Annotated in this window: 17 protein-coding genes and 1 pseudogene; 10 read left to right on the top strand and 8 right to left on the bottom strand. The window is 62.2% G+C overall.

Annotation, left to right across the window (positions count from 1 at the left end; all coding sequences use genetic code 11):
- Positions 1-93 precede the first annotated feature (93 nt).
- Genes ACU8HS_RS26255 through uxuA form a run of 5 tightly spaced genes read left to right on the top strand, consistent with a single transcriptional unit; the run spans position 94 to position 5,829 of the window.
- Positions 94-1,374 carry an ABC transporter substrate-binding protein gene (locus tag ACU8HS_RS26255; protein ID WP_377311928.1) on the top strand — a complete coding sequence of 427 codons (1,281 nt, stop codon included), beginning with the start codon at positions 94-96 and terminating at the stop codon, positions 1,372-1,374.
- A gap of 21 nt (positions 1,375-1,395) precedes the next feature.
- On the top strand, positions 1,396-2,394 hold the full coding sequence (locus ACU8HS_RS26250; RefSeq protein WP_447016030.1) for a carbohydrate ABC transporter permease: 999 nt from the start codon (positions 1,396-1,398) through the stop codon (positions 2,392-2,394).
- Positions 2,387-3,475, top strand: a complete 1,089-nt coding sequence (locus ACU8HS_RS26245; protein ID WP_112569920.1) for a carbohydrate ABC transporter permease — start codon at positions 2,387-2,389, stop codon at positions 3,473-3,475. The genes ACU8HS_RS26250 and ACU8HS_RS26245 overlap by 8 nt, the downstream gene beginning before the upstream one ends.
- 9 nt (positions 3,476-3,484) lie before the next feature.
- A complete protein-coding gene (locus ACU8HS_RS26240) occupies positions 3,485-4,564 on the top strand; it encodes a sn-glycerol-3-phosphate ABC transporter ATP-binding protein UgpC (RefSeq protein WP_112569918.1) in 1,080 nt (359 codons plus the stop codon).
- Between the two features lie 41 nt (positions 4,565-4,605).
- The gene (gene uxuA, locus ACU8HS_RS26235) at positions 4,606-5,829 is read left to right on the top strand and encodes a mannonate dehydratase (RefSeq protein WP_447016029.1); all 1,224 of its coding nucleotides are present in this window, start codon (positions 4,606-4,608) and stop codon (positions 5,827-5,829) included.
- A gap of 24 nt (positions 5,830-5,853) precedes the next feature.
- On the opposite strand, the gene ACU8HS_RS26230 is transcribed toward uxuA, so the two are convergent.
- The gene (locus tag ACU8HS_RS26230) at positions 5,854-7,938 is read right to left on the bottom strand and encodes a carboxy terminal-processing peptidase (protein ID WP_447016028.1); all 2,085 of its coding nucleotides are present in this window, start codon (positions 7,936-7,938) and stop codon (positions 5,854-5,856) included.
- Between the two features lie 488 nt (positions 7,939-8,426).
- Between ACU8HS_RS26230 and ACU8HS_RS26225 the strand changes: the two genes are divergently transcribed.
- The 3 genes and pseudogenes from ACU8HS_RS26225 to ACU8HS_RS26215 all read left to right on the top strand — a co-directional run bounded on the left by ACU8HS_RS26225 (position 8,427) and on the right by ACU8HS_RS26215 (position 10,626).
- Positions 8,427-9,794: an MFS transporter gene (locus tag ACU8HS_RS26225; RefSeq protein ID WP_377311923.1), complete on the top strand. Its 1,368-nt coding sequence runs from the start codon at positions 8,427-8,429 to the stop codon at positions 9,792-9,794.
- A pseudogene (locus ACU8HS_RS26220) lies at positions 9,791-10,246 on the top strand (SMP-30/gluconolactonase/LRE family protein); the annotation flags it as partial. The gene ACU8HS_RS26225 and the pseudogene ACU8HS_RS26220, both read left to right, overlap by 4 nt.
- A 35-nt stretch (positions 10,247-10,281) precedes the next feature.
- Entirely contained in the window at positions 10,282-10,626 is a 345-nt protein-coding gene (locus tag ACU8HS_RS26215; protein ID WP_447016027.1) for an SMP-30/gluconolactonase/LRE family protein, read from the top strand.
- On the opposite strand, the gene ACU8HS_RS26210 is transcribed toward ACU8HS_RS26215, so the two are convergent.
- Complete coding sequence (locus ACU8HS_RS26210; protein ID WP_112705162.1) at positions 10,623-11,315, bottom strand: GntR family transcriptional regulator; 693 nt, start codon at positions 11,313-11,315, stop codon at positions 10,623-10,625. The genes ACU8HS_RS26215 and ACU8HS_RS26210 overlap by 4 nt on opposite strands.
- A gap of 156 nt (positions 11,316-11,471) precedes the next feature.
- On the opposite strand from ACU8HS_RS26210, the gene araD reads away from it, so the two are divergent.
- Both araD and ACU8HS_RS26200 read left to right on the top strand, forming a co-directional pair.
- Complete coding sequence (gene araD / locus ACU8HS_RS26205; protein ID WP_447016026.1) at positions 11,472-13,208, top strand: L-arabinonate dehydratase; 1,737 nt, start codon at positions 11,472-11,474, stop codon at positions 13,206-13,208.
- A gap of 17 nt (positions 13,209-13,225) precedes the next feature.
- The gene (locus tag ACU8HS_RS26200; protein ID WP_447016025.1) at positions 13,226-13,948 is read left to right on the top strand and encodes a ribonuclease activity regulator RraA; all 723 of its coding nucleotides are present in this window, start codon (positions 13,226-13,228) and stop codon (positions 13,946-13,948) included.
- A gap of 28 nt (positions 13,949-13,976) precedes the next feature.
- Here the strand turns inward: ACU8HS_RS26200 and ACU8HS_RS26195 are convergent, their stop codons facing one another.
- The 6 genes from ACU8HS_RS26195 to denD form a co-directional block, all read right to left on the bottom strand.
- Positions 13,977-14,876 (bottom strand): carbohydrate ABC transporter permease, encoded by a 900-nt coding sequence (locus ACU8HS_RS26195; RefSeq protein WP_112705160.1) that lies wholly within the window; start codon positions 14,874-14,876, stop codon positions 13,977-13,979.
- 11 nt (positions 14,877-14,887) lie between these two features.
- The gene (locus ACU8HS_RS26190) at positions 14,888-15,820 is read right to left on the bottom strand and encodes a carbohydrate ABC transporter permease (RefSeq protein ID WP_112754971.1); all 933 of its coding nucleotides are present in this window, start codon (positions 15,818-15,820) and stop codon (positions 14,888-14,890) included.
- A gap of 82 nt (positions 15,821-15,902) precedes the next feature.
- Entirely contained in the window at positions 15,903-17,207 is a 1,305-nt protein-coding gene (locus ACU8HS_RS26185) for an ABC transporter substrate-binding protein (RefSeq protein ID WP_112569902.1), read from the bottom strand.
- A gap of 152 nt (positions 17,208-17,359) precedes the next feature.
- A complete protein-coding gene (locus ACU8HS_RS26180) occupies positions 17,360-18,427 on the bottom strand; it encodes an ABC transporter ATP-binding protein (protein WP_447016024.1) in 1,068 nt (355 codons plus the stop codon).
- A 77-nt stretch (positions 18,428-18,504) separates the two neighbouring features.
- Positions 18,505-19,278: an SDR family oxidoreductase gene (locus ACU8HS_RS26175; protein WP_447016023.1), complete on the bottom strand. Its 774-nt coding sequence runs from the start codon at positions 19,276-19,278 to the stop codon at positions 18,505-18,507.
- Entirely contained in the window at positions 19,275-20,261 is a 987-nt protein-coding gene (gene denD, locus ACU8HS_RS26170) for a D-erythronate dehydrogenase (protein WP_112754966.1), read from the bottom strand. The genes ACU8HS_RS26175 and denD overlap by 4 nt, the downstream gene beginning before the upstream one ends.
- Between the last annotated feature and the right edge of the window lie 43 nt (positions 20,262-20,304).

The following is a 20,304-nucleotide window of genomic DNA, read 5'->3' as shown; positions in this document are numbered from 1 at the left end:
AGCTGGTTGACAATCTGGTAAGACCAGACAAGCTTTTAGCGAGATTGCAGGATGGGCGGGAGGCCCTTGGCCGGATCTCTGGAGGAGCAAGATATGACACTCACTCGCATTGGCTTGCGGGCGGCATCGGCGCTGCTCGCAGTCACGGCGCTGACGGGTATTGCCCAGGCGCAGGAAATTACGGTCTATTGTGACGATATTGGTTTCGGCTGCCTGACGATGGCGCCGATTGCCAAACGCTTCGAGGCCGACAATCCAGGCACGACAGTCAAGCTGGAAACCGTAAGCTATCAGACGATCGTCGAGAGCCTGCCGGTGCAGCTTGAATCCGGCGAAGGGCCTGATGCGGCGATCATCACCGACCTCGGCGGCCTCAGCCGCTACTATCTCGATCTTACGCCTTATGTGAACGTCGCCTCTTTCGAGAAGGAATACGGACAGGTGCTGCAATGGCTGCGCGGCGCCAACCCGAGCAGCAAGGCGATCAACGGCATGCCGACCTCGCTGACGGTCAACGGCGCCTATGTGAACCTCACGCTCTTCGAACAGGCTGGCGTTCCGGTTCCGAAGGAGGGTGCGACCTGGGCCGAATGGGCGGATGCGACACGTAAGGTCGCCAAGGCCACCGGCACGGATTTTTCGATGGAAATGGACCGGTCCGGCCACCGTTTTGCCAGCCTTGCCATCAGCTACGGCGCCGAACTCGTCGACGACAAGGGCCAGCCGGTGATCGACAAGGGCCTGAAGGATGCCATCGAACAGTTCGTCGCCTGGCACAAGGACGGCACGATGCCGATGGACCTGTGGGGCGCGGTCGGCGGCGCAACGCATCGCGAACTCTTTTCCGACTTCCTGAACGCCAAGACGGTGTTCTATTTCGGCGGTTCCTGGACCTTGAGCCAGATGGACAAGGAGGTCGGCGATCTCTTCGACTGGGAAGTCGTGCCCGCCCCCTGCGGCCCCGCTTCCTGCACGGTCATGCCGGGCGGCGGTGCGCTCGTCGGCTTCAAGCATACGAAGAACCCGGAGCTTGTCGGCAAGTTCATCGACTATGTCGCCCAGCCGAAGAACAATGCCGAGATCATCGCTGCGGCCGTGGAAATCCCCTCGAGCAAATCGCTGATCGAAGGAGGCGTGACCTATCCCGGCGCGTCCGAGCGCACGCAGCAGTCGCTGTCGACCTTCATCGCCCAGATCCCGAAGATGTCACCGGCCGCTTACCGCTTCCAGGGCTGGCGCTATCAGCGCGCCATGATGAACGCGATGACGACGCGCATCAGCCAGGTTCTGAACGGTGAACTCGACGTCGATACCGCGCTTGCGAGGATCAAGCAGGATGTCGAGCTCGCCATCAACGCTGCCGGCGGCAAGTAAGAGCAGCGGGAGGACGAGGACATGGGCTTGAAAAGCCAGACGGCTGAGATTGCAGCCAGTATCGTCGTGCTGCCGGCGCGCATCGTCGAGCCGGTCATGACGGGATTGCAGAAGGTTTTGGGCATCAGGCGAATGCCGTGGGTGTTCCTCCTGCCCAACCTTCTGGCCGTGCTTCTGTTCTCGCTCCTCCCGGTCGTCGTCAACGTCTTCTATTCGTTTACAGGAAGCGACCGGCTCTATCCTTCCGAACGGCCTTTCGTCGGCACCGGCAACTACGCCACACTCTTCGACTGCCGCAATTATTTCGACGCATCGAGCTGCGCCAGCGACCTGTTCTGGCGTGCTGTCGGAAACAGCCTCGTCTTCGTGCCGGTACAGGTCATCTGCATGATCGGCGTGGCGCTGCTTGCCGCCGTCTGCCTTAACCGCGAGATCAAGGGCCGCGGCTTCTTCCGGGCGGTCTTCTTCTTTCCGGTCATGCTCTCGCCTGTCGTGGTCGCGCTGACCTGGCAATGGATCCTGCAGCGCAACGGCGCGCTGAACGGCATCCTGACGGCAATTGGAATCGAGCCGGTCAACTGGCTGGTATTTCCGAATACGGCCTTCTTCTGGTCCGTGTTCGTGACCGTCTGGGCGCATATGGGCTTCTACACGATCATCCTGCTTGCCGGACTGCAGTCCATTCCCAAGGATGTCTACGAGGCGGCGAAGATGGATTCCGCCACCAACTGGCGCGTCTTCACCCGCATTACGCTGCCGCTGCTGAAACCCGTCCTGCTCGTCGTCTTCGTGCTCTGTGTCATCCGTTCGGTGCAGACGTTCGACGAGCTCTACGTGCTGACCGGTGGCGGACCCGGCTCGGCCACCATGCTGATTGTCCAGTATATCTATGAGGTCGGCTTTGCCGTTCAGCCGCGCAATTTCGGCCTTGCCGCCGCGGCGTCGATCCTTCTCGGCATCGTTCTCCTCATATTCACCGCTCTCCAGCTTCGTTTGTCGAGGAATTCGCAGAATGGCTGATGTTGCGCTCAACAAACCCGAAACATCCGTGCGCGGCCTGCTGACGGCGCGGCGCGGGCGCCGGAGAATGGATTTCAGCGATGTGCTGACCTATGGCTTCCTGGTGCTGGGATTGCTGATCATGTTCACGCCGGTCGCCTGGCTGGTGCTCTCGTCGTTCAAGACCCAGGCGAACCTGCAGGAATTTCCGCCAAGTATCCTGCCCTACTCCAACGAGACCGCCGTCGTCGAGGGTTTCGACCAGCCGCTGCCGCTTTACGACGTGACGCTGAAGGATGGCTCGCAGCACCGGCTTGCCCAGATCCGCCGCGTCGGCCGCAATGCGCAGATGATCGATCCCGCCAATCCTGGGGCCGGCCGCGTCACCGTTTCCGTGACCGACGCGGTGGCCGTGCGCAAGGTCCGGCTGGCAATCGAAAACTATACGGGGCTGGTTGCCAATTCCGGCGGGGCAATCGGCGGCTATGTGTATAACAGCCTTTTCATTACCGTCGTCGCGACAATCATAACGCTCGTCATGAATTCGATGGCGGCCTTCGCGCTGTCGAAATATCGCTTCAAGGGCAGCAACATCGCGCTGATTTCCATCCTGTCGACGATCATGATCCCGGCAACCGTCGTTCTGGTACCGACCTATCTGATCGTCGCGGAACTTGGTCTTGTCGGTAATCTCTGGGGCGTGATCCTGCCCACGGTCGCCACCCCGACCGGTGTCTTCCTGCTGCGGCAGTACATGCTGACGATTCCGGACGAACTGATCGAGGCGGCACGCATGGACCATGCCAGCGAATGGCGCATCTTCTGGCGCATCGTCCTGCCGCTTTCCTCGCCGGCGCTCGCCGTCGTGGCGATCTTCTCGATCCTGTCGCGCTGGAACGACTTCCTGCTGCCGCTGATCGTGCTCAACCGGCGCGAGGTCTACACGCTGCAGCTCGCGCTGAGCTCCTTCCAGAGCGAATTCGAGGTCCGTTACGACCTGCTGCTGGCCATGACGACGCTGACGGCGCTGCCGCTGGCCTGCGCCTTCATCTTCCTGCAGCGCTACATCACAACAGGCATTGCATCCACAGGCATCAAGTGAGCTTCATCCATGGCCAATCTCGTGCTTGAAAACATCAACAAGTCCTTCGGCGCTCTAGAGGTGATCCCCAATATCAACCTCGACATCGAGGACGGCGAATTCGTCGTCTTCGTCGGCCCTTCCGGCTGCGGCAAGTCGACATTGCTGCGCATGATCGCCGGCCTTGAAGAAACAAGCCGCGGCGATATCCGTATCGACGGCGAGAGCGTCGTCGATACGCCTGCCGCCGACCGCGGCGTGGCCATGGTGTTCCAGTCCTATGCGCTCTACCCGCACATGACGGTGCGCCAGAACCTGAGTTTCGGACTGGAAAATATCGGCATGCCGAAGGACGAGATTGCCCGGCGCGTCGATGCGGCCGGCAAGATGCTGCAGATCGACACCCTGCTCGAACGCCGGCCCCGCCAACTTTCGGGCGGCCAGCGTCAGCGTGTCGCCATCGGCCGCGCCATCACCCGCGACCCGAAGATATTCCTTTTCGACGAGCCGCTTTCCAACCTCGACGCCGAATTGCGCGTGCTGATGCGCGTCGAGATCACCAAGCTGCACGAGCGGCTCGGCAACACCATGATCTACGTCACGCACGACCAGGTCGAGGCCATGACCATGGCCGACAAGATCGTCGTCCTGCGTCGCGGCGTGATCGAGCAGGTCGGCGCCCCGCTCGAGCTTTACAACCGGCCCCGCAATACATTCGTTGCCGGCTTCATCGGCTCGCCGCGCATGAACCTGATCGACGGCGTGGCCGACGCCTGCGACGGGAACAGCCTGACCTTCGTGGCCGAGGGCCTGCCGCCCCTTCCGCTGCCCACGGGCATCAGGCTGCCCGCCGGCGCGAAGGTGACGCTCGGCGTACGGCCGGAGGATTTCCTGGTCAACGAACAGGGCAGCGGCTGGCCGGTAACGATCAATGTCGCCGAGCAGCATGGCGCCAACAGCTACCTGCATTCCACGCTGTCGAACGGAGAACCGCTTCTGCTGCACCAGCAGGGTCAAAGTCAGGTCGAGCGCGGCGACACACTGACGATTGTCCCCCGCCCGGACCATTGGCATCTTTTCGATGCGGACGGCCTGCGGATCGACACCTGACAGAAACGGCCGGCGGGCCGGCGGCAGTCGAGAGGAAACCCATGAAACATACATGGCGCTGGTTCGGCCCCCATGACACGACCCGTATCGACGATATCGTTCAGACCGGGGCGACAGGCATCGTATCGGCGCTTCACCATGTGCCGGACGGCAATCTCTGGACGCCGGAAGAGATCGCCCGGCGCCAGGAGCAGATCACCCGGCGCAGCGACGGGACGCCATCCGGGCTCGCCTGGGAGGTGGTCGAAAGCCTCCCGGTTTCCGAGGCGATCAAGAAGCAGAAAGGCGAATGGCGCACACATATCGCCAACTACAGGCAGAGCCTCGAAAACCTGGCCGCCGCCGGAATCTCGACCATCTGCTACAATTTCATGCCGGTGATCGACTGGACGCGGACGGATTTGCGCTGGCGCGTGCCCCATGGCGGCACCACGATGCGTTACGATGCCGCCGATTTTGCCGTCTTCGATATCTTCCTGCTGCAGCGCCCCGCCGCCAGAGGCGATTTCGCCGAGGAAATCGTCGAGGCGGCCGAGCGACGCATTGCGGGCATGGACGAGGCGCGCAAGGCTTCCATCGCCGCGGCCGTCATGGCCGGCCTGCCTGGCGCGGCGGACCATCTTTCGCTCGACAAGGTGCGCCAGCATCTGGCCGAATATGGCGCGATCCCACCGGATCGCCTGCGCGCCAACCTCATCGATTTCCTGTCCGAGGTGATACCTGTGGCAAGCCGGCTTGGCCTGCGCCTCTGCTGCCATCCGGACGATCCGCCATTCCCGCTGATGGGCCTGCCGCGGATCATGTCGACAGAGGACGACTATCGCCGGATCATCGAAGCCGTCGACGATCCAGCAAACGGCATCACGCTATGCTCGGGCGCGCTCGGCGCTCGTTGCGACAACGATCTGCCGGGCATGATGGAACGCCTCGGTCATCGCGTACATTTCCTGCATCTGCGAAACGTCCTGCGCGAGAGCGACATTGCCGGCGGCTCCTTCCATGAGAGCGAGCATCTGGACGGCAGCGTCGACATGGTCGCCCTGATCGGCGCGATCGTGCGCGAGGAAGCCAGCCGGCGCAAACAGGGCCGGGCCGACCATCAGATCCCGATGCGGCCGGATCACGGCCAGGAAATCCTTGATGACATCGGCCGCGGCGGGCAGCCCGGCTATCCGCTGATCGGACGGATGAAAGGGCTTGCCGAATTACGAGGCGTCGAAAGAGCGCTTACTGGCGCCTATCGATCGCACGGCGCTCTGGTCTGACTGCTTTCCGGCCGCGTTCGCCGACTATTTCGTGGCTGCGCCCTCCTGGAGGTCCACCTCGTCGGCAAGAATGGCGGCCGCCTCGTCGAGCAGGACGTCTTTTGCCTTCTTGCGGGCATTCTCGATGGCGAGATCGGCGCTCAAGCTGCGCTCGTCGGCCTGCAATCCGTCATCTCCGGCAGAAGCCTCGCCGTCGCTCAGCTGCGCCTGAGACTTGCGTCGGCTTTCTCGAGCCGCCGCTTCCTTGCGACGTTCGGCTTCGTTGAGGGAGACAATACCTTTCTCCCGCTGCGCCTTCAGGTCGGCAATGTCCTTCACCAGACTCTGGAAGTCCGGATCGCTCCCGACCCGCGCATCATGCCGGCTCTGCAATATCGGCAGCGACTTCGCGACCGTGTCGGCAGGCGTGTAGTTCGCGGGCTTGATCTCGGCCCACGGCAAGGCGTTGTCATAACTGGTCTCGCCGAAGCTCTTCGGATCGGAAAGTCCCGGCAAGCTGATATCGGGCGTCACGCCGCGCAGCTGCGTCGTACCGCCGTTCACCCGGAAAAACTGTGCGATCGTCACTTTCAGCTCCCCGAATTCGGGTCTGCTGTTGCGAACCATCTGGTCAAGATCGACCACAGTCTGAACCGTGCCCTTGCCGAAGCTGGGCTCGCCGATGATCACGCCGCGACCGTAATCCTGGATCGCCGCCGCAAAAATCTCAGAGGCCGACGCCGAGCCGCGATTGATCAGGACACCCATCGGACCTGTCCAGGCAGGGGCTGCAAACTCGGCGCTTCTGACGGCGACCTTGCCGTCGCTGCTGCGCTGCTGCACGACCGGGCCATTGCCGATGAACAGGCCGGTCAGATCAATCGCCTCGTCCAGGGAACCGCCGCCGTTGTTGCGCACGTCGATGAGGACGCTATCGACCTTTTCCTGCTTCAGCTCGTCAAGAAGCTTGGCGACATCGCGGCTTGCACTTTTGTAGTCCTTGTCGCCTTTGTGCCGGGCCTCGAAATCCTCGTAGAATGTCGGCAGGGTGATCACCCCGATCTTGCGCGTGACGTCGCCCACCTTCACGGAAAGTACGGACTTTCGGGCGGCCTGTTTTTCCAGGCTGATCTTGTCGCGCACAAGGCTGATCACGCGATGCGCGCCGTCTGCGCCGGCATCGGCCGGCAGGATGTCCAGGCGCACGACGGAGCCCTTTTTCCCGCGTATCATTTGCACGACTTCGTCAAGCCGCGTGCCCACGACATCTTTGATCGCCCCGTCCTTGCCCTGACCAACGCCGGTGATACGGTCTCCGACCGAAAGCTTGCCGGACAACTGCGCCGGCCCGCCAGGCACGAGTTCCCGGATCGTCGTATAGTCGTCCCGCTCCTGCAGTACCGCGCCGATACCAACCAGCGAAAGCTTCATCGCAATGTCGAAGTCGGCCGAAGCGGTCGCACCGAAATAATCGGTATGCGGGTCGATCGACGTCGCATAGGCATCCATGAACGACTGGAATACGTCGTCACTCTTGTACTTGTAGACGCGCTCGAGCGTATTGGCATAACGTTTGTCGAGCGTCTCACGAATAGCCGCATCGCTTTGGCCGCCCAGCTTCAGGCGCAGCCAGTCGCTCTTGACACGTTTGCGCCAAAGTTCGTTGCTCTCGGCTTCAGACTGCGGCCACGGCGCTTTATCGCGCAACACAGAATAGTTTTCCTGCGTGCCGAAATCGAAATCCTGCTTGAGCAAATTGCGCGCGTAGTTCATGCGGTCGACGACGCGCCGTTCATAGGTGTTGAAGACCGCAAACGGGATCTTCAGATTTTGCCGTTCGATGGCATCATCGATCTTGCTGCGGTCGGACATGAATTTGTCGATGTCGGCCTGCAGGAAAAGCATGCGGTCCGGATCAAGCGATTCGATGAACCGATCCATGATCTTTTCCGACAGGGCATCGTCCAGGGGAACGGGTTTGTAGCTGAAGCGCGTCAACAGCTGTGCGCTCAACTGAGCGGCTTGCGCCTGCCGCTTCAGCGGCGCCAAATCCGGCGGAGAAGCAACTTCAGCATAAGCGGCCGGTACGATGACAAGACATGCCGCAAGAAAAACGTATGGTAAGCGCATTCAGCGTTGATCCAATTCTTAATGCCCCTGGTCTGTGTGCGATCTAGGTGAGGCAATTGTGGTTTTTTGGCAACCAGAGGGTAAGCGGCGCGGTTTGTAAAGCCGCAAAAAACTCGCCCGGAACACAATCAAGCATAGCCGAGCTTTCAGGATAGCGCCACGCGAAGGGCGCAAAACATGCCACACGAGATCGTGACAGGGGCAGCCGCCGCAGCTTCAGCATGCCCGTGACAGGCAGACCTGCGGCGAGTGACCGGCCCCCTCTTTCGCATTCGGGCCGCGCTTGTCGCAGGCCGCGAGCCCCACGAATGCAGTGCGCCAGCACTCCCCGCTTCTCCTGCCCCGACGCTGGCTCCGCAAGTGGCCGCATCGGCAGACGGATCTCCAGAGGGACTGCTGTGGAACGCTGTCGAATGCCGTATTGATATATTGATGCATTAGTGCTTTAGTGCATTTCTCGCTGCGAGTTGTGGCGTTGGGAGGCTTTCATGGAACAGAATCGAAATCCGGCGACCGAACCGTCGCCCGGGATGATGCGCAGGGTGGCGATCGCCTCCTGCATCGGCACCACGGTGGAGTGGTATGACTTCTTCATTTACGCGACCGCTTCGGCGCTCGTCTTCAACAAGCTCTTTTTCCCGAGCTTCGATCCGCTCGTCGGATCCCTGGTGGCGCTGGCGACCTATGCGGCCGGCTTTTTCGTGCGCCCGATCGGCGGACTGCTGTTCGGTTATCTCGGCGACCGCTACGGCCGCAAGAGCGCTCTGGTGACGACGCTGCTCATCGTCGGCATCGCCACTTTCGTCATCGGCCTGATGCCGACCTATAACGAGATCGGCATTGCCGCACCGCTGGTCCTGCTGTTTATCCGCATGCTGCACGGCTTCGGCATCGGCGGTGAACAGGGCAACGCCATCCTGATCATGTGCGAGCACGCGCCGGCGCGCCAGCGCGGCTTCTTCGGCTCCTGGGTGCAGATGGGCGCACCGGCAGGTTTCATCCTGCCGCTCGGCATTTTCGCCGCACTCACGACGCTTCTGTCCGAGGACGCCTTCATCAGCTGGGGCTGGCGCATTCCATTCCTGCTCAGCCTCGTCCTGGTAGGGATCGGCATGTATATCCGGCTGTCGCTGACCGAATCGCCGCTCTTTCTGGAAATGCGCAAGCGCCGCGCCGAGGATCCTCATCCGCTGGTGGAAATCCTGCGCAAATATCCGCGTTTCCTCATCCTCGGCTGCGGCAGCAAGTTCGCCGAAAGCGTCGCCTTCACCAGCTTTGCGGTGCTCGTGACCGCTTATGCCACCAGCCGCGGCGTCTCGCGTCCCGTCATGACTTCGGCCTCGCTGGTCGCGATCGTGCTGGAACTGATCAGCATGCCGATGTTCGGCGCATTGTCGGATCGTATCGGCCGCAAGCCGGTCTACATGTTCGGCGCCGCCTGCGTCCTGCTTGCTGCCTTCCCGGCTTTTGCGCTGATCTATTACCGCATGGACAGCTATATCTGGGTCGGCCTTGCCGCGGCTCTCGCCCTTGGCCATGCCGCCATGTACGCACCACAGGCCGCGTTCTATTCGGAATTCTTCCCGACACCGATCCGGGCGAGTGGCGTTTCCTTCATCCAGCAGATCGGTGCGCTGATCGGCTCGGTCGGCACGCTTGCCGCCGGCTGGTTGCTGGAGATCGCCAATGGTGCGCCCTGGGCACTGGCAGGCTATATTGGCCTCGGCTGCATCATCACCATCGCCTGCACGGCAGCCTTGCCGGAAACGGCACCGCGGCTCGGCCGCTGGAAGGACCTCGTCAGCGGCCTTTCCGGTGAACGGGTGGGCGGCGAGGCGAGCCTGGGAGCAAAATGACTGCTGCATTCGAAGTCTTCTCCGACCGCTGGGCGTCTCTTGGCGAGAGCCCGGTCTGGTCGGAGGCGGAAAATTGCATCTGGTGGGTGGATACCGATGGCCGGAAACTGCTGCGCACCGATGCGGCAACCGGCAGGACCTCTGCATGGGATGCACCCGAAGCGGTCGGCTGCATTGTCCTGCGAGCGGATGGAACGCTGCTCGCAGGCCTTGCGACCGGCATCTTCCTCTTTGACCGGCAGGCGGGCCGGTTCAGCCGCGTCTGCGCACCGGAAAGCCGCCCTGACGTTCGCTTCAACGACGGCACCCTCGATCCAGCCGGCCGGCTCTGGGCGGGCACGATGCAGCGGGAGATGGCCTCACCGGCCGGCGCGATTTTCTGTATCGAGCCCGATTTCAGCCACCGCCGGGTCTTCGAAAATTTCTGGACGCCGAACGGTCTCGCCTTCGATCCGGCGCGGCGAAGGATTCCGATTCCCATCCGTCGGTGCAGACGATCTGGGCCTGCGACTATGACCTTGCCACGGGCACGCCGTCCCATCGGCGGGTCTTTGCGACGACACATGCCTTTGCCGGACGCCCCGACGGCGCGTTCGTCGATGAGGACGGCGTCTACTGGATCGCCGGGGTCGGCGGCTCGCAATTGCTGCGCTTTGCACCAACGGGCGAACCGCTTGAGCCGGTCGAGCTTGCGATAACCCATCCGACCAAGCTCGTGATGAACCGGACGATGCCGCGCACGCTCTTCGTCACCACGCGCCGCATGGCCGATCCGGACCGGAACGATGCTTCCGGCCATCTCCTGCGCGGCCTGCTTCCCGCAGACTCCTAACGCTGGACGAAATCGGGATATTGGTCGCAGATGAGATCGATGATCGACAGCGTGCCGGACAGGTGCTTGCGCATGGCCGCGACCGCCTTTTCAGGATCGCCGGAGCGAACCGCCTCGATGATGGCCCGATGGTCGGCCAGCACCGTTTCCAGCTTGCCCGGCATTGGCAGGTTGAGGCGGCGCAGCCGGTCGAGATGCACGCTTTGGCGCCGAACGGTTGCCCAGAGGCCGAGAATGCCGCTGCGTTCAAACAACGTCCGATGGAAATCCTTGTCGAGCGCATCGAACTGGTCAAACTGATCCGGCGAAGCCACCGCCTCCTGCTGCCGAAGCAGTCGTTCAAGCGCCTGCGCCGTCTCGGCGGGGCTTTCAAGCGTCAGCCGGCGAACCGCCTCGAGTTCGATCGACAGCCGCAGGAAATGCGCCTGGGTGGCGTGGTCGATATCGATCTTGGCGACGACAGTGGCATATTGCGGATAGACCTCGACCAGTCCCTCCTCTTCCAACCGGATCAAGGCATCGCGCACCGGCGTCTGGCTGACATTGAACTCGCTCTGCAGCGACATACGCGACAGGACCGTGGTCGGCGTCAGATCCATCGAGAGAATGCGGGAGCGAAGGATTTCAAGAATTTGCGGCGCGACCTGGCGCGTTCGGTCAAGGGCAAATTCGGTTCGGTTTACTTTCACGCCTGTCATCCCATCCTGTCGAAGCACTGCCGACCGTTTAAACATATTTTGTGGCTTGATGCACTGATACATTAGTGCTTTAGTCAGGCCCGTGCAATGCCGCCGAGACAGAAACGGGCGGCATCTTCTTCAGTGCGAGACAGGACTTCAAAAACGATGAATGCCAGGAAGACGCCTTCCACGCTACGCAGTGCCAGATGGTTCGCGCCGGACGACCTCAGAAGTTCGGGGCACCGCTCCCGCACCATGCAGATGGGCTACGGACCGGAAGAATGGGCGGGCAAGCCTGTCATCGCCATTCTCAACACCTGGTCGGATGCCAATCCCTGCCATGCGCATTTCAAGCATCGTGTGGAGGATGTGAAGCGCGGCATCTTCCAGGCCGGCGGCTTCCCGCTCGAACTGCCGGCGCTGTCGCTCTCAGAGAGCTACGTCAAGCCGACGACCATGCTCTATCGCAACATGCTCGCCATGGAGGCGGAAGAGCTGCTGCGCTCCCATCCGGTCGATGGCGCCGTGTTGATGGGCGGCTGCGACAAGACCACGCCCGGTCTCGTCATGGGTGCACTCAGCATGGGCCTGCCGATGATCTTTCTGCCGGCCGGCCCGATGCTGCGCGGCAATTATCGCGGTGAATATCTGGGCTCCGGTTCGGATGCGTGGAAATTCTGGGACGAGCGCCGCGCCGGCACGATCTCCGAGGCCGAATGGGTCGAGGTGGAGGCCGGCATCGCCCGCTCCTACGGCCATTGCATGACCATGGGTACCGCAAGCACGATGACGGCAATCGCCGAGGCACTCGGGCTGACGCTGCCGGGCGCAAGCTCCATTCCCGCGGCCGATTCCAACCATATCCGCATGTCGTCGGCCGTCGGACGCCGCATCGTGGAGATGGTCTGGGAGGACCTCGTCCCTTCGAAAATCGTCACGCAGGCGGCAGTCGCCAATGCCGTGACCGTCGCCATGGCGACAGGCTGTTCCACCAACGCGATCGTGCATCTGGTTGCTATGGCGCGGCGCGCGGGCGTCCCGCTGACGCTCGACGATCTCGATCATGCCGGCCGCACGACGCCTGTGCTTGCCAATATCCGCCCGACCGGCAAGACCTATCTGATGGAGGACTTCTACTATGCCGGGGGGCTGCGGGCGCTGATGGCGAAGCTTGCCTCCAAACTCGATCTCTCGGCGATGACGGTTGCCGGCGCGACGCTCGGCGAAACGCTCGAAGGCGCCAGATGCTACAATGACGATGTGATCCGCTCGCTCGACAACCCGCTCTATCACGAGGGATCGCTCGCGGTTCTGAAAGGCAATCTCGCGCCGACCGGCGCCGTCATCAAGCCGGCGGCCTGCGATCCGCGCTTCCACAAGCACGAAGGCCCTGCCATCGTCTTCGACAGCTATCCGGACATGAAGAAAGCGGTCGACGACGAGAACCTCGACATCACCCCGGACCATGTGATGGTGCTGCGCGGCGCCGGCCCGCAAGGCGGCCCCGGCATGCCGGAATGGGGCATGCTGCCGATGCCGAAAGCGCTTCTGAAAAAAGGCTACCGCGACATGCTGCGCCTTTCGGACGCACGCATGAGCGGCACGAGCTACGGTGCCTGCGTGCTGCACATTTCGCCGGAATCGCACGTCGGCGGCCCGCTCGCCCTCCTGAAGACGGGGGACATCGTGCGCCTCGACCTCGAAGCCCGCCGCATCGACATGCTTGTCGATGACGAGGAACTGGCCCGCCGTCGCGCCGCCTGGGTCAAGCCGGCGGAGAAATTTGGCCGCGGCTACGGCTGGATGTTTGCCCGCCACATCGCTCAGGCCGATACCGGCTGCGATTTCGATTTTCTGGAAACCGGCTTCGGCCCCACTCCCGACGAGCCGGATATCTATTGATTTCAGGAGGATAGGATATGACCACCACGTTGAGCGAACAAACGCGCGAGAAGCTGAAAGGCGTCTCGACCGCCACACTCTGCACCGCTCTTTTCAAGCGCGGCCTTCGCAACCAGTTCATTCAGGACGTGCGCCCGCTGTCGCCGAAGAGGACCAATATGGTCGGCCAGGCTTTCACGCTGCGCTATATCCCGGCGCGTGAAGACCTGAACACGCTCGATGTCTTCCGCAATCCGGAACATCCCCAGCGCGCCGCCGTCGAGCGCTGCCCGCCGGGCGCCGTGCTGGTCATGGACAGCCGGCGCGATGCCCGCGCGGCCTCCGCCGGCTCGATCCTCATCTCGCGCCTGCAGGTGCGCGGCGTTGCCGGTGTCGTCACCGACGGCGGCTTTCGCGACAGCCCGGAAATCGCCGGCCTCGACATTCCCGCCTATCACCACCGGCCTTCGGCTCCAACCAACCTGACCCTGCATCAGGCGATCGAGATCGACGTTCCGATCGGCTGCGGTGATGTTGCCGTTTTCCCCGGCGATGTCATGGTTGGCGACAACGAGGGCGTCGTTGTCATCCCGCTGCACCTTGCCGAAGAGATCGCCGACGAGGCCGTCGAGATGACGGCCTACGAGGATTTCGTCACCGAGGAAGTGCTGGGCGGGGCGACCATCATCGGCCTTTATCCTGCGACAAGCGAAGCGCCGCGTGAGAAATTCGCGGAATGGCGGAAGAAGAAGAACCGCTAGACAGACAAAGGGGCGTCGTCTGCCCCTTTCATTCCTTGACCGCCCCGGTCATCGACGAGACGTAATAGTCCACGAAGAACGAATAGAGAATGACGACCGGCAATGAGCCGAAGAGCGCGCCAGCCATCAGCGATCCCCATTCGAACACGTCGCCGCGCACCAGTTCTGTCAGGACGCCGACGGGAATCGTCTTGTTCTCCGACGACTGGATGAAGGTCAGGGCGTAGATGAATTCGTTCCAGGACAGCGTGAAGGCAAAGATGCCGGCCGAGATCAGTCCGGGCACCGCCAGGGGCAGGATGATCTTCGTCAGGATCTGCCATCGGTTGGCGCCATCCACCAGCGCGCTTTCCTCCAGTTCAAACGGGATCGAGCGGAAGTAGCCCATCAGCAGCCAGGTGCAGAAGGGAATGAGGAAGGTCGGGTAGGTGAAGATCAGCGCGAGCCGCGAGTCGTAGATTCCGAGTTTGAAGACGATGAAGGCAAGTGGAATGAACAGGATCGACGGCGGCACGAGATAGGCAAGGAAGATGACGAGGCCGATGGACCTGGAACCGGTAAAGCGCACGCGCTCGATCGCATAGGCGCCGAAGACCGACGCCACGAGCGAGAGGAAGGTCGAGCAGACTGCGACCAGCATCGTGTTCCACATCCAGCCGGGATAGGACGTTTCGAAAAACAGGTATTTGATATGCGCAAGCGTCGGCCCGACCACCCAGAACGGGCTGTAATTGCTGTAGTCGGTCAGCTGCTCATCCGGCTTCACGGCGGTGATCGCCATCCAGTAGAACGGGAAGAGCAGCACGAAGACGAAGACTGCCATCGGCAGATAGAGCATCACCACCCGCCGCGGCAGGCGGTTGAGATAGCTCATGCCTTCGGCATTGTCGGTCAGGACGGCATTGGCGGTGTTGGAATTGGTCGACATCGTCTTTCTCCCTAGTCCTGTCCGCCCTGCTGCCATTTGCGGCGTTGCAGGCCGAAGAAGCTGAACATGATCGCGCCAAGCAGGAAGGGGATCATGGCGACCGCGATCGCCGCGCCCTCGCCGAGCTGGCCGCCGGGGATGCCGCGCTGGAAGGACAAGGTCGCCATCAGATGCGTGGCGTTGACCGGGCCGCCCTTGGTCAGCACGTAGATGAGCTGGAAATCCGTGAAGGTGAAGAGCACCGAGAACGTCATGACGACGGCGATGATCGGCGTCAGCATCGGCAGCGTCACATAACGGAAACGCTGCCAGCTGGTGGCGCCGTCCAGCGATGCGGCCTCCTGCAGCGAGGCCGGAATGGTCTGCAGGCCGGCGAGCAGCGAAATCGCCACGAAAGGAATGCCGCGCCAGACATTGGCGACGATGACGGAAATGCGCGCGTTGGTGGGATCGCCGAGGAAGTTGATCGGTGCATCGATCAGGCCAAGCTGCATCAGCGACCAGGAGATGATGGAGAACTGGGAATCGTAGATCCACCAGAAAGCCAGGCCCGACAGCACGGTCGGCACGACCCAGGGCAGAAGCACAATCGCCCGGAAGAAGCTTTTGAACGGCAGATGCTGGTTCAAGAGAAGTGCGAGCCACAGGCCGAGCGCAAACTTCAGCACCGAGGCAACGAACGTGTAGAGGACGGTGTTGAAGACCGACAGCCAGAACACGTTGTCGTCCATCAGGTACTGGTAGTTTTCCAGCCCGATGAAAATGCCGTCGCGGCCGATGCGCGTGTCCGTGAAGCCGAGCCAGACGCCGAGGCCGAGCGGATAGGTCAGGAAGCAGACGAGGAAGACCGCTGCCGGCAGCATGAACAGGAAGCCGAGCACATTGTTGTTCTGCAGGAGCGAGGGGGCCGCTGCCCGCGTATCCCCGGAATTCACCGTCGACATTGCTTATCTCCAGATTGCCATATGCCCTCGGGGCTTGCGACATGCCGGTTTCCGGCATGCCGCTCGTCTTGGAAAAGCGCCGTCAGACGCGATAGTAGCGGTTTGCCCGGCGCTCTGCCTCCTTCATCGCGTCTTCCGGCGACATCTGGCCGGTGACGGCCGCGGCATACATGTCGACCAGCACATAATCGGCCATGGTGGCCGCCGAGGCATAACCGAGCGGGCCGGCATAGCCGTTCGGGCGCAGCTTTTCAGAGGCGCGTGCATAGGGCGCGTGGATCGGATCGGCGGTCCAGATCGGGTTCTTGGCGAATTCCTTGAGCGGCTGGCAGCAATAGGCGCTGGAGCCCTGGATCCAGGCATTCATCTGATCGGCTTCCATCATGAACTTGATGTAGGCCTTTGCGGCTTCCGGATATTTGCTGTGCTTGAAGAGCAGCAGCGAACTCGTCTGGCACAGCTCGACGCTCTGGCCGACCGGGCCGATCGGGAAATTCGTCGTGCGAATGTCCTTGGCGATATCTGCGAGCTTCGGATCGCCCTTGGCCGTGTAGTAGACCGATACGCCGTTGGCGATCAGCGAAACCTGGCCGGCAAGGAAGGCGCGGTTGTTGTTGACGTCCTGCCAGCTCTCCGTGCCCGGAATGAAGGTCGCATAGAGTTCCTTGGCATAGTTGATCGAGGCCAGCGTTTCCGGGCTGTTGATCGTCACCTTGCCGCCCTCGTCGACCATCTTGCCGCCGTGGCTCCAGAGCAGCCAATGCGCATAGTTGTTGCCGTCGCCGACGGCCTTTCCGTGCGGGAAGCCCGCCGGCGTGCCCTTGGCCTTCATCGCCTTGCAAAGTTCGAGGAAGCCGGCCGTATCCTTCGGGAACTCGCTGAAGCCGGCCGCCTTCACATGGCTGTCGCGATAGACCACCGCATTGCCGATCGCCGTCAGCGGCATGGCGATGAACGTGTCTCCGCGCGAGGCGTAGCCTTTGACGCCGTCATACCAGCCGCCGTATTTGTTGCCGAGGTAATTGGCCAGTTCGGTCAGGTCGACCAGCTTGTCGGGGTACTGGTGGGCATCGTCGAACCAGCACATGATAAGGTCGGGACCGGAACCGACATTGGCCGCCACCGCAGCTTTCGGGCGAATGTCTTCCCAGCTCTCCTTGTCGATACGGACTTCGACACCCGTCGCCTCGGTGAATTTCTTGGTATTGGCAAGCCAGGCCTCCTCATCGCCTTTCACGAAGGGTGTCCAGCGCAGCAGGCGCAGGCTCGCACCGCTTTCGGGCGTATAGGTCGGCTCGGCCTGTGCGAACGAAGGCCTGATGCCGAGGCCGGCAACGCCGGCTGCAGCTGCCGAAGCGGCAAGAAATTCACGTCTCTTGATCGTCATGATATTCCTCCTCCTTGAAAAAGCGGGAGCGAATTCTCCGGCATTCATCTCCCGCTTGATGAACGACGGTACCTGCATCCGCAAAAAGCGGATGCCGCCATCTCGCGAACGGACGGGAAGACTCCTCCTCTCCCGCGTCCTGCCCGACAGCGTCAGTTACTCAGTCTCCGGCCGCCTTCGGCGTCGAAGAGGTGAACATGCGCGGCATCGATCGCCACGTTGAGCCTTTCACCCGGCCGCGCATTGACGCGCTCGCGGAAGACGCAGTTGAGGTCGTTACCGCCAAGTTTCAGGGTCAGATGCGTCTCGTAGCCGGTCGGCTCGATCACCACGATCTCGCCGGACAGGCCGCCACTATCGAGCAGGATATATTCCGGCCGAAGCCCGTAGATGAGGTCTCGCCCCCTTGCGCTCTCCGGCGCATTGACGACCGGCAGCGCCGTGCCGTCGGCCGTGATGAAACGCCCCGCATTCTCGGGATCGAGCCTGCCCTTGATCATGTTCATGGCCGGCGAGCCGATGAAGCCGCCGACGAAGAGATTGGCCGGCTTGTCGTAGAGCTCCAGCGGCGAGCCCACCTGCTCGACGATGCCGTCATGCATGACGACGATCTTGTCGGCCATGGTCATCGCTTCGATCTGGTCGTGGGTGACGTAGACGGTGGTGGTCTTCAGCCGCTGGTGCAGTTCCTTGATCTCGGCGCGCATGGCGACGCGCAGCTTCGCGTCGAGATTGGAAAGCGGCTCGTCGAAAAGGAAGACTTCCGGATCGCGCACGATGGCGCGGCCCATGGCAACGCGCTGGCGCTGGCCGCCGGACAGCTGGCGCGGATAGCGATCGAGCAGGGCGTCAAGGCCGAGGATGCCGGCAGCGTATTTCACGCGCTTTTCGGCCTCCGCCTTCGGCGCCTTGTTGAGCATCAGCGAAAAACCCATGTTCTGCTGCACAGTCATATGCGGGTAGAGCGCATAGTTCTGGAACACCATGGCGATGTCGCGATCCTTTGGCGGCAGCGTGTTGACCACTCGCCCGCCGATCCTGATTTCGCCGGCGGAGATGTTTTCGAGCCCGGCCAACATGCGCAAAAGCGTGGACTTGCCGCAGCCCGAAGGGCCGACCAGGATCACGAACTCTCCGTCCGCAATGTCGATGTTCACACCCTTGATGACCGGAAACGCACCGAACGATTTCCGCACATCCGCGAATTGAACGCCTGCCATACTCCCTCCTCCCAGATATCGAGCATTACACGCTATGTATGCGTCTTCTCATGGCCTCGACCAGCGCAGGACGCCGGTCATCCGCGCCCGACAAAGGGCATCCTGGTCGCCATCACGGTCATGGTCAGCACGTTGGCGCCGAGCGGCAGGCCAGCCATGTAGACGACCGCATCGGCAATATGGACAGGATCGATCGTCGCCTCCGCGGCAGTGGTGCCATTGGCCTGCAGAACACCGGCAGCGATCTTCTTCGTCATGTCGCTTGCAGCATTGCCGATATCGATCTGGCCGCAGGCGATATCGAATTCGCGCCCGTCGAGCGCGGTGGATTTCGTCAGACCGGTGATGGCATGTTTGGTCGCCGTATAGGGCGCAGAATTCGGGCGCGGCGTCGTTGCCGAAACCGACCCGTTGTTGATGATGCGCCCCCCTCGCGGCGTCTGGCTCTTCATCAGCCTGAACGCCTGCTGGGTGCACAGGAAAGCGCCCGTCAGATTGGCCGATACGATGGCGCTCCAGTCTTCGAAAGACACGTCCTCCAGCGGCACGCCCGGCACCGAGACACCGGCATTGTTGACCAGCAGGTCGAGCCGGCCATAGCGATTTGCGATCGCATCGAACAATGCTCTGACCGAGGCCGGATCGCCGACATCCGCACGGATCGCGGTAACATCCGCACCGGTCTCGCTGCCAAGTTCGGCGGCCGCCTTTTCAAGTATTTCGGGACGTCGTCCCGAGATGACGACCGTATAGCCGGCGGCGCCGAGGCCTCTCGCGATCGCGCGGCCGACACCCGTGCCCCCACCGGTCACAAGGGCAATCTTCGACGGCCTGCCGATAGTTTCACTCATGCAATCCTCCCGCCGAGTTCATCCTCGATATGCACCTGCAGGATTTCGTCGAAACTCGTCTCCGCCTTGAAGCCCAATGCCGACGCTCTCCTCGCATCGAACTGCGTCGGCCAGCCGGCAACGATGCGCTCGATCACCGGGTCGCTCTCGCGCTTGATCAGCGCAACGGCCTTGTCGCCCGCAACCCGGCGCAGGGCCTCGATCTCTTCCGAAACCAGCGCCGAAAGCCCCGGCATGGTCAGATTGCGCCGCGGCCCGACCTCGGCCGTATCGATCCTTGCGGCATGAACGAAGAAACCGACCGCCGCACGCGGGCTTGCAAACCAGTGCCGGACGCTGTCGCTGACGGGCAGCACCGCCGGCTTGCCGGCGAGCGGTTCACGCAGAATATTGGAGAAGAAGCCGGAGGCCGCCTTGTTCGGCGCGCCCGGCCGCACGCAGATCGTCGGCAGGCGAATGCCGATACCGTCGAAAATGCCGCGGCGCGAATAGTCGGCAAGCAGCAGCTCGGCAATGGCCTTCTGGGTGCCGTAACTTGTCAGCGGCGTGGAAAAGAACTCGTCCGGAATGACCTCTGGAAAAGGCGTACCGAACACGGCGATCGAGGAGGCGAAGACGACGCGCGGCACATAGGCGGACTTCAGCCCCTCATGGCGGATCGCGTCGAACAGCGCGCGTGTCCCGTCGAGATTGACGGCATAGCCCTTGTCGAAATCCGCCTCCGCCTCGCCGGAAACGATCGCCGCCAGATGAAAGATCAGATCGGGCCGGGCCTCGACCAGCTTGTCGGCGACGCCGACCTTTGCGAGGTCGATCGTCAGGGCAGTCGACAGCGACCGAAGCGCCTCGGGCACCGGCGGTTGAAACGCATCGACCAGCGTCAACTTGCTGATCGTGGTGCCGAGCACATCAGGCGCGCGGGCAATTCTTTCGACCAGCTTGCGGCCGATCATGCCTGCCGCACCCAAAATCATCACATGCATGTCGGCTTACCTCCCAGCGCCGCCGGCGTCATTTTCGATGACG

It is taken from the genome of Rhizobium sp. KDH_Rht_773_N (genome assembly GCF_052946295.1).
Note: the sequence above shows the minus strand (reverse complement) of the source record. Positions and strands in the feature narration are given on the sequence as shown.

Excerpts from the sequence above, each read along its gene's own strand:
- ACU8HS_RS26255 (WP_377311928.1), top strand. The coding sequence starts at position 94 with ATGACACTCACTCGCATTGGCTTGCGGGCGGCATCGGCGCTGCTCGCA.
- ACU8HS_RS26250 (WP_447016030.1), top strand. The coding sequence starts at position 1,396 with ATGGGCTTGAAAAGCCAGACGGCTGAGATTGCAGCCAGTATCGTCGTG.
- ACU8HS_RS26245 (WP_112569920.1), top strand. The coding sequence starts at position 2,387 with ATGGCTGATGTTGCGCTCAACAAACCCGAAACATCCGTGCGCGGCCTG.
- ACU8HS_RS26240 (WP_112569918.1), top strand. The coding sequence starts at position 3,485 with ATGGCCAATCTCGTGCTTGAAAACATCAACAAGTCCTTCGGCGCTCTA.
- uxuA (WP_447016029.1), top strand. The coding sequence starts at position 4,606 with ATGAAACATACATGGCGCTGGTTCGGCCCCCATGACACGACCCGTATC.
- ACU8HS_RS26230 (WP_447016028.1), bottom strand. The coding sequence starts at position 7,938 with ATGCGCTTACCATACGTTTTTCTTGCGGCATGTCTTGTCATCGTACCG.
- ACU8HS_RS26225 (WP_377311923.1), top strand. The coding sequence starts at position 8,427 with ATGGAACAGAATCGAAATCCGGCGACCGAACCGTCGCCCGGGATGATG.
- araD (WP_447016026.1), top strand. The coding sequence starts at position 11,472 with ATGAATGCCAGGAAGACGCCTTCCACGCTACGCAGTGCCAGATGGTTC.
- ACU8HS_RS26200 (WP_447016025.1), top strand. The coding sequence starts at position 13,226 with ATGACCACCACGTTGAGCGAACAAACGCGCGAGAAGCTGAAAGGCGTC.
- ACU8HS_RS26195 (WP_112705160.1), bottom strand. The coding sequence starts at position 14,876 with ATGTCGACCAATTCCAACACCGCCAATGCCGTCCTGACCGACAATGCC.
- ACU8HS_RS26190 (WP_112754971.1), bottom strand. The coding sequence starts at position 15,820 with ATGTCGACGGTGAATTCCGGGGATACGCGGGCAGCGGCCCCCTCGCTC.
- ACU8HS_RS26185 (WP_112569902.1), bottom strand. The coding sequence starts at position 17,207 with ATGACGATCAAGAGACGTGAATTTCTTGCCGCTTCGGCAGCTGCAGCC.
- ACU8HS_RS26180 (WP_447016024.1), bottom strand. The coding sequence starts at position 18,427 with ATGGCAGGCGTTCAATTCGCGGATGTGCGGAAATCGTTCGGTGCGTTT.
- ACU8HS_RS26175 (WP_447016023.1), bottom strand. The coding sequence starts at position 19,278 with ATGAGTGAAACTATCGGCAGGCCGTCGAAGATTGCCCTTGTGACCGGT.
- denD (WP_112754966.1), bottom strand. The coding sequence starts at position 20,261 with ATGCATGTGATGATTTTGGGTGCGGCAGGCATGATCGGCCGCAAGCTG.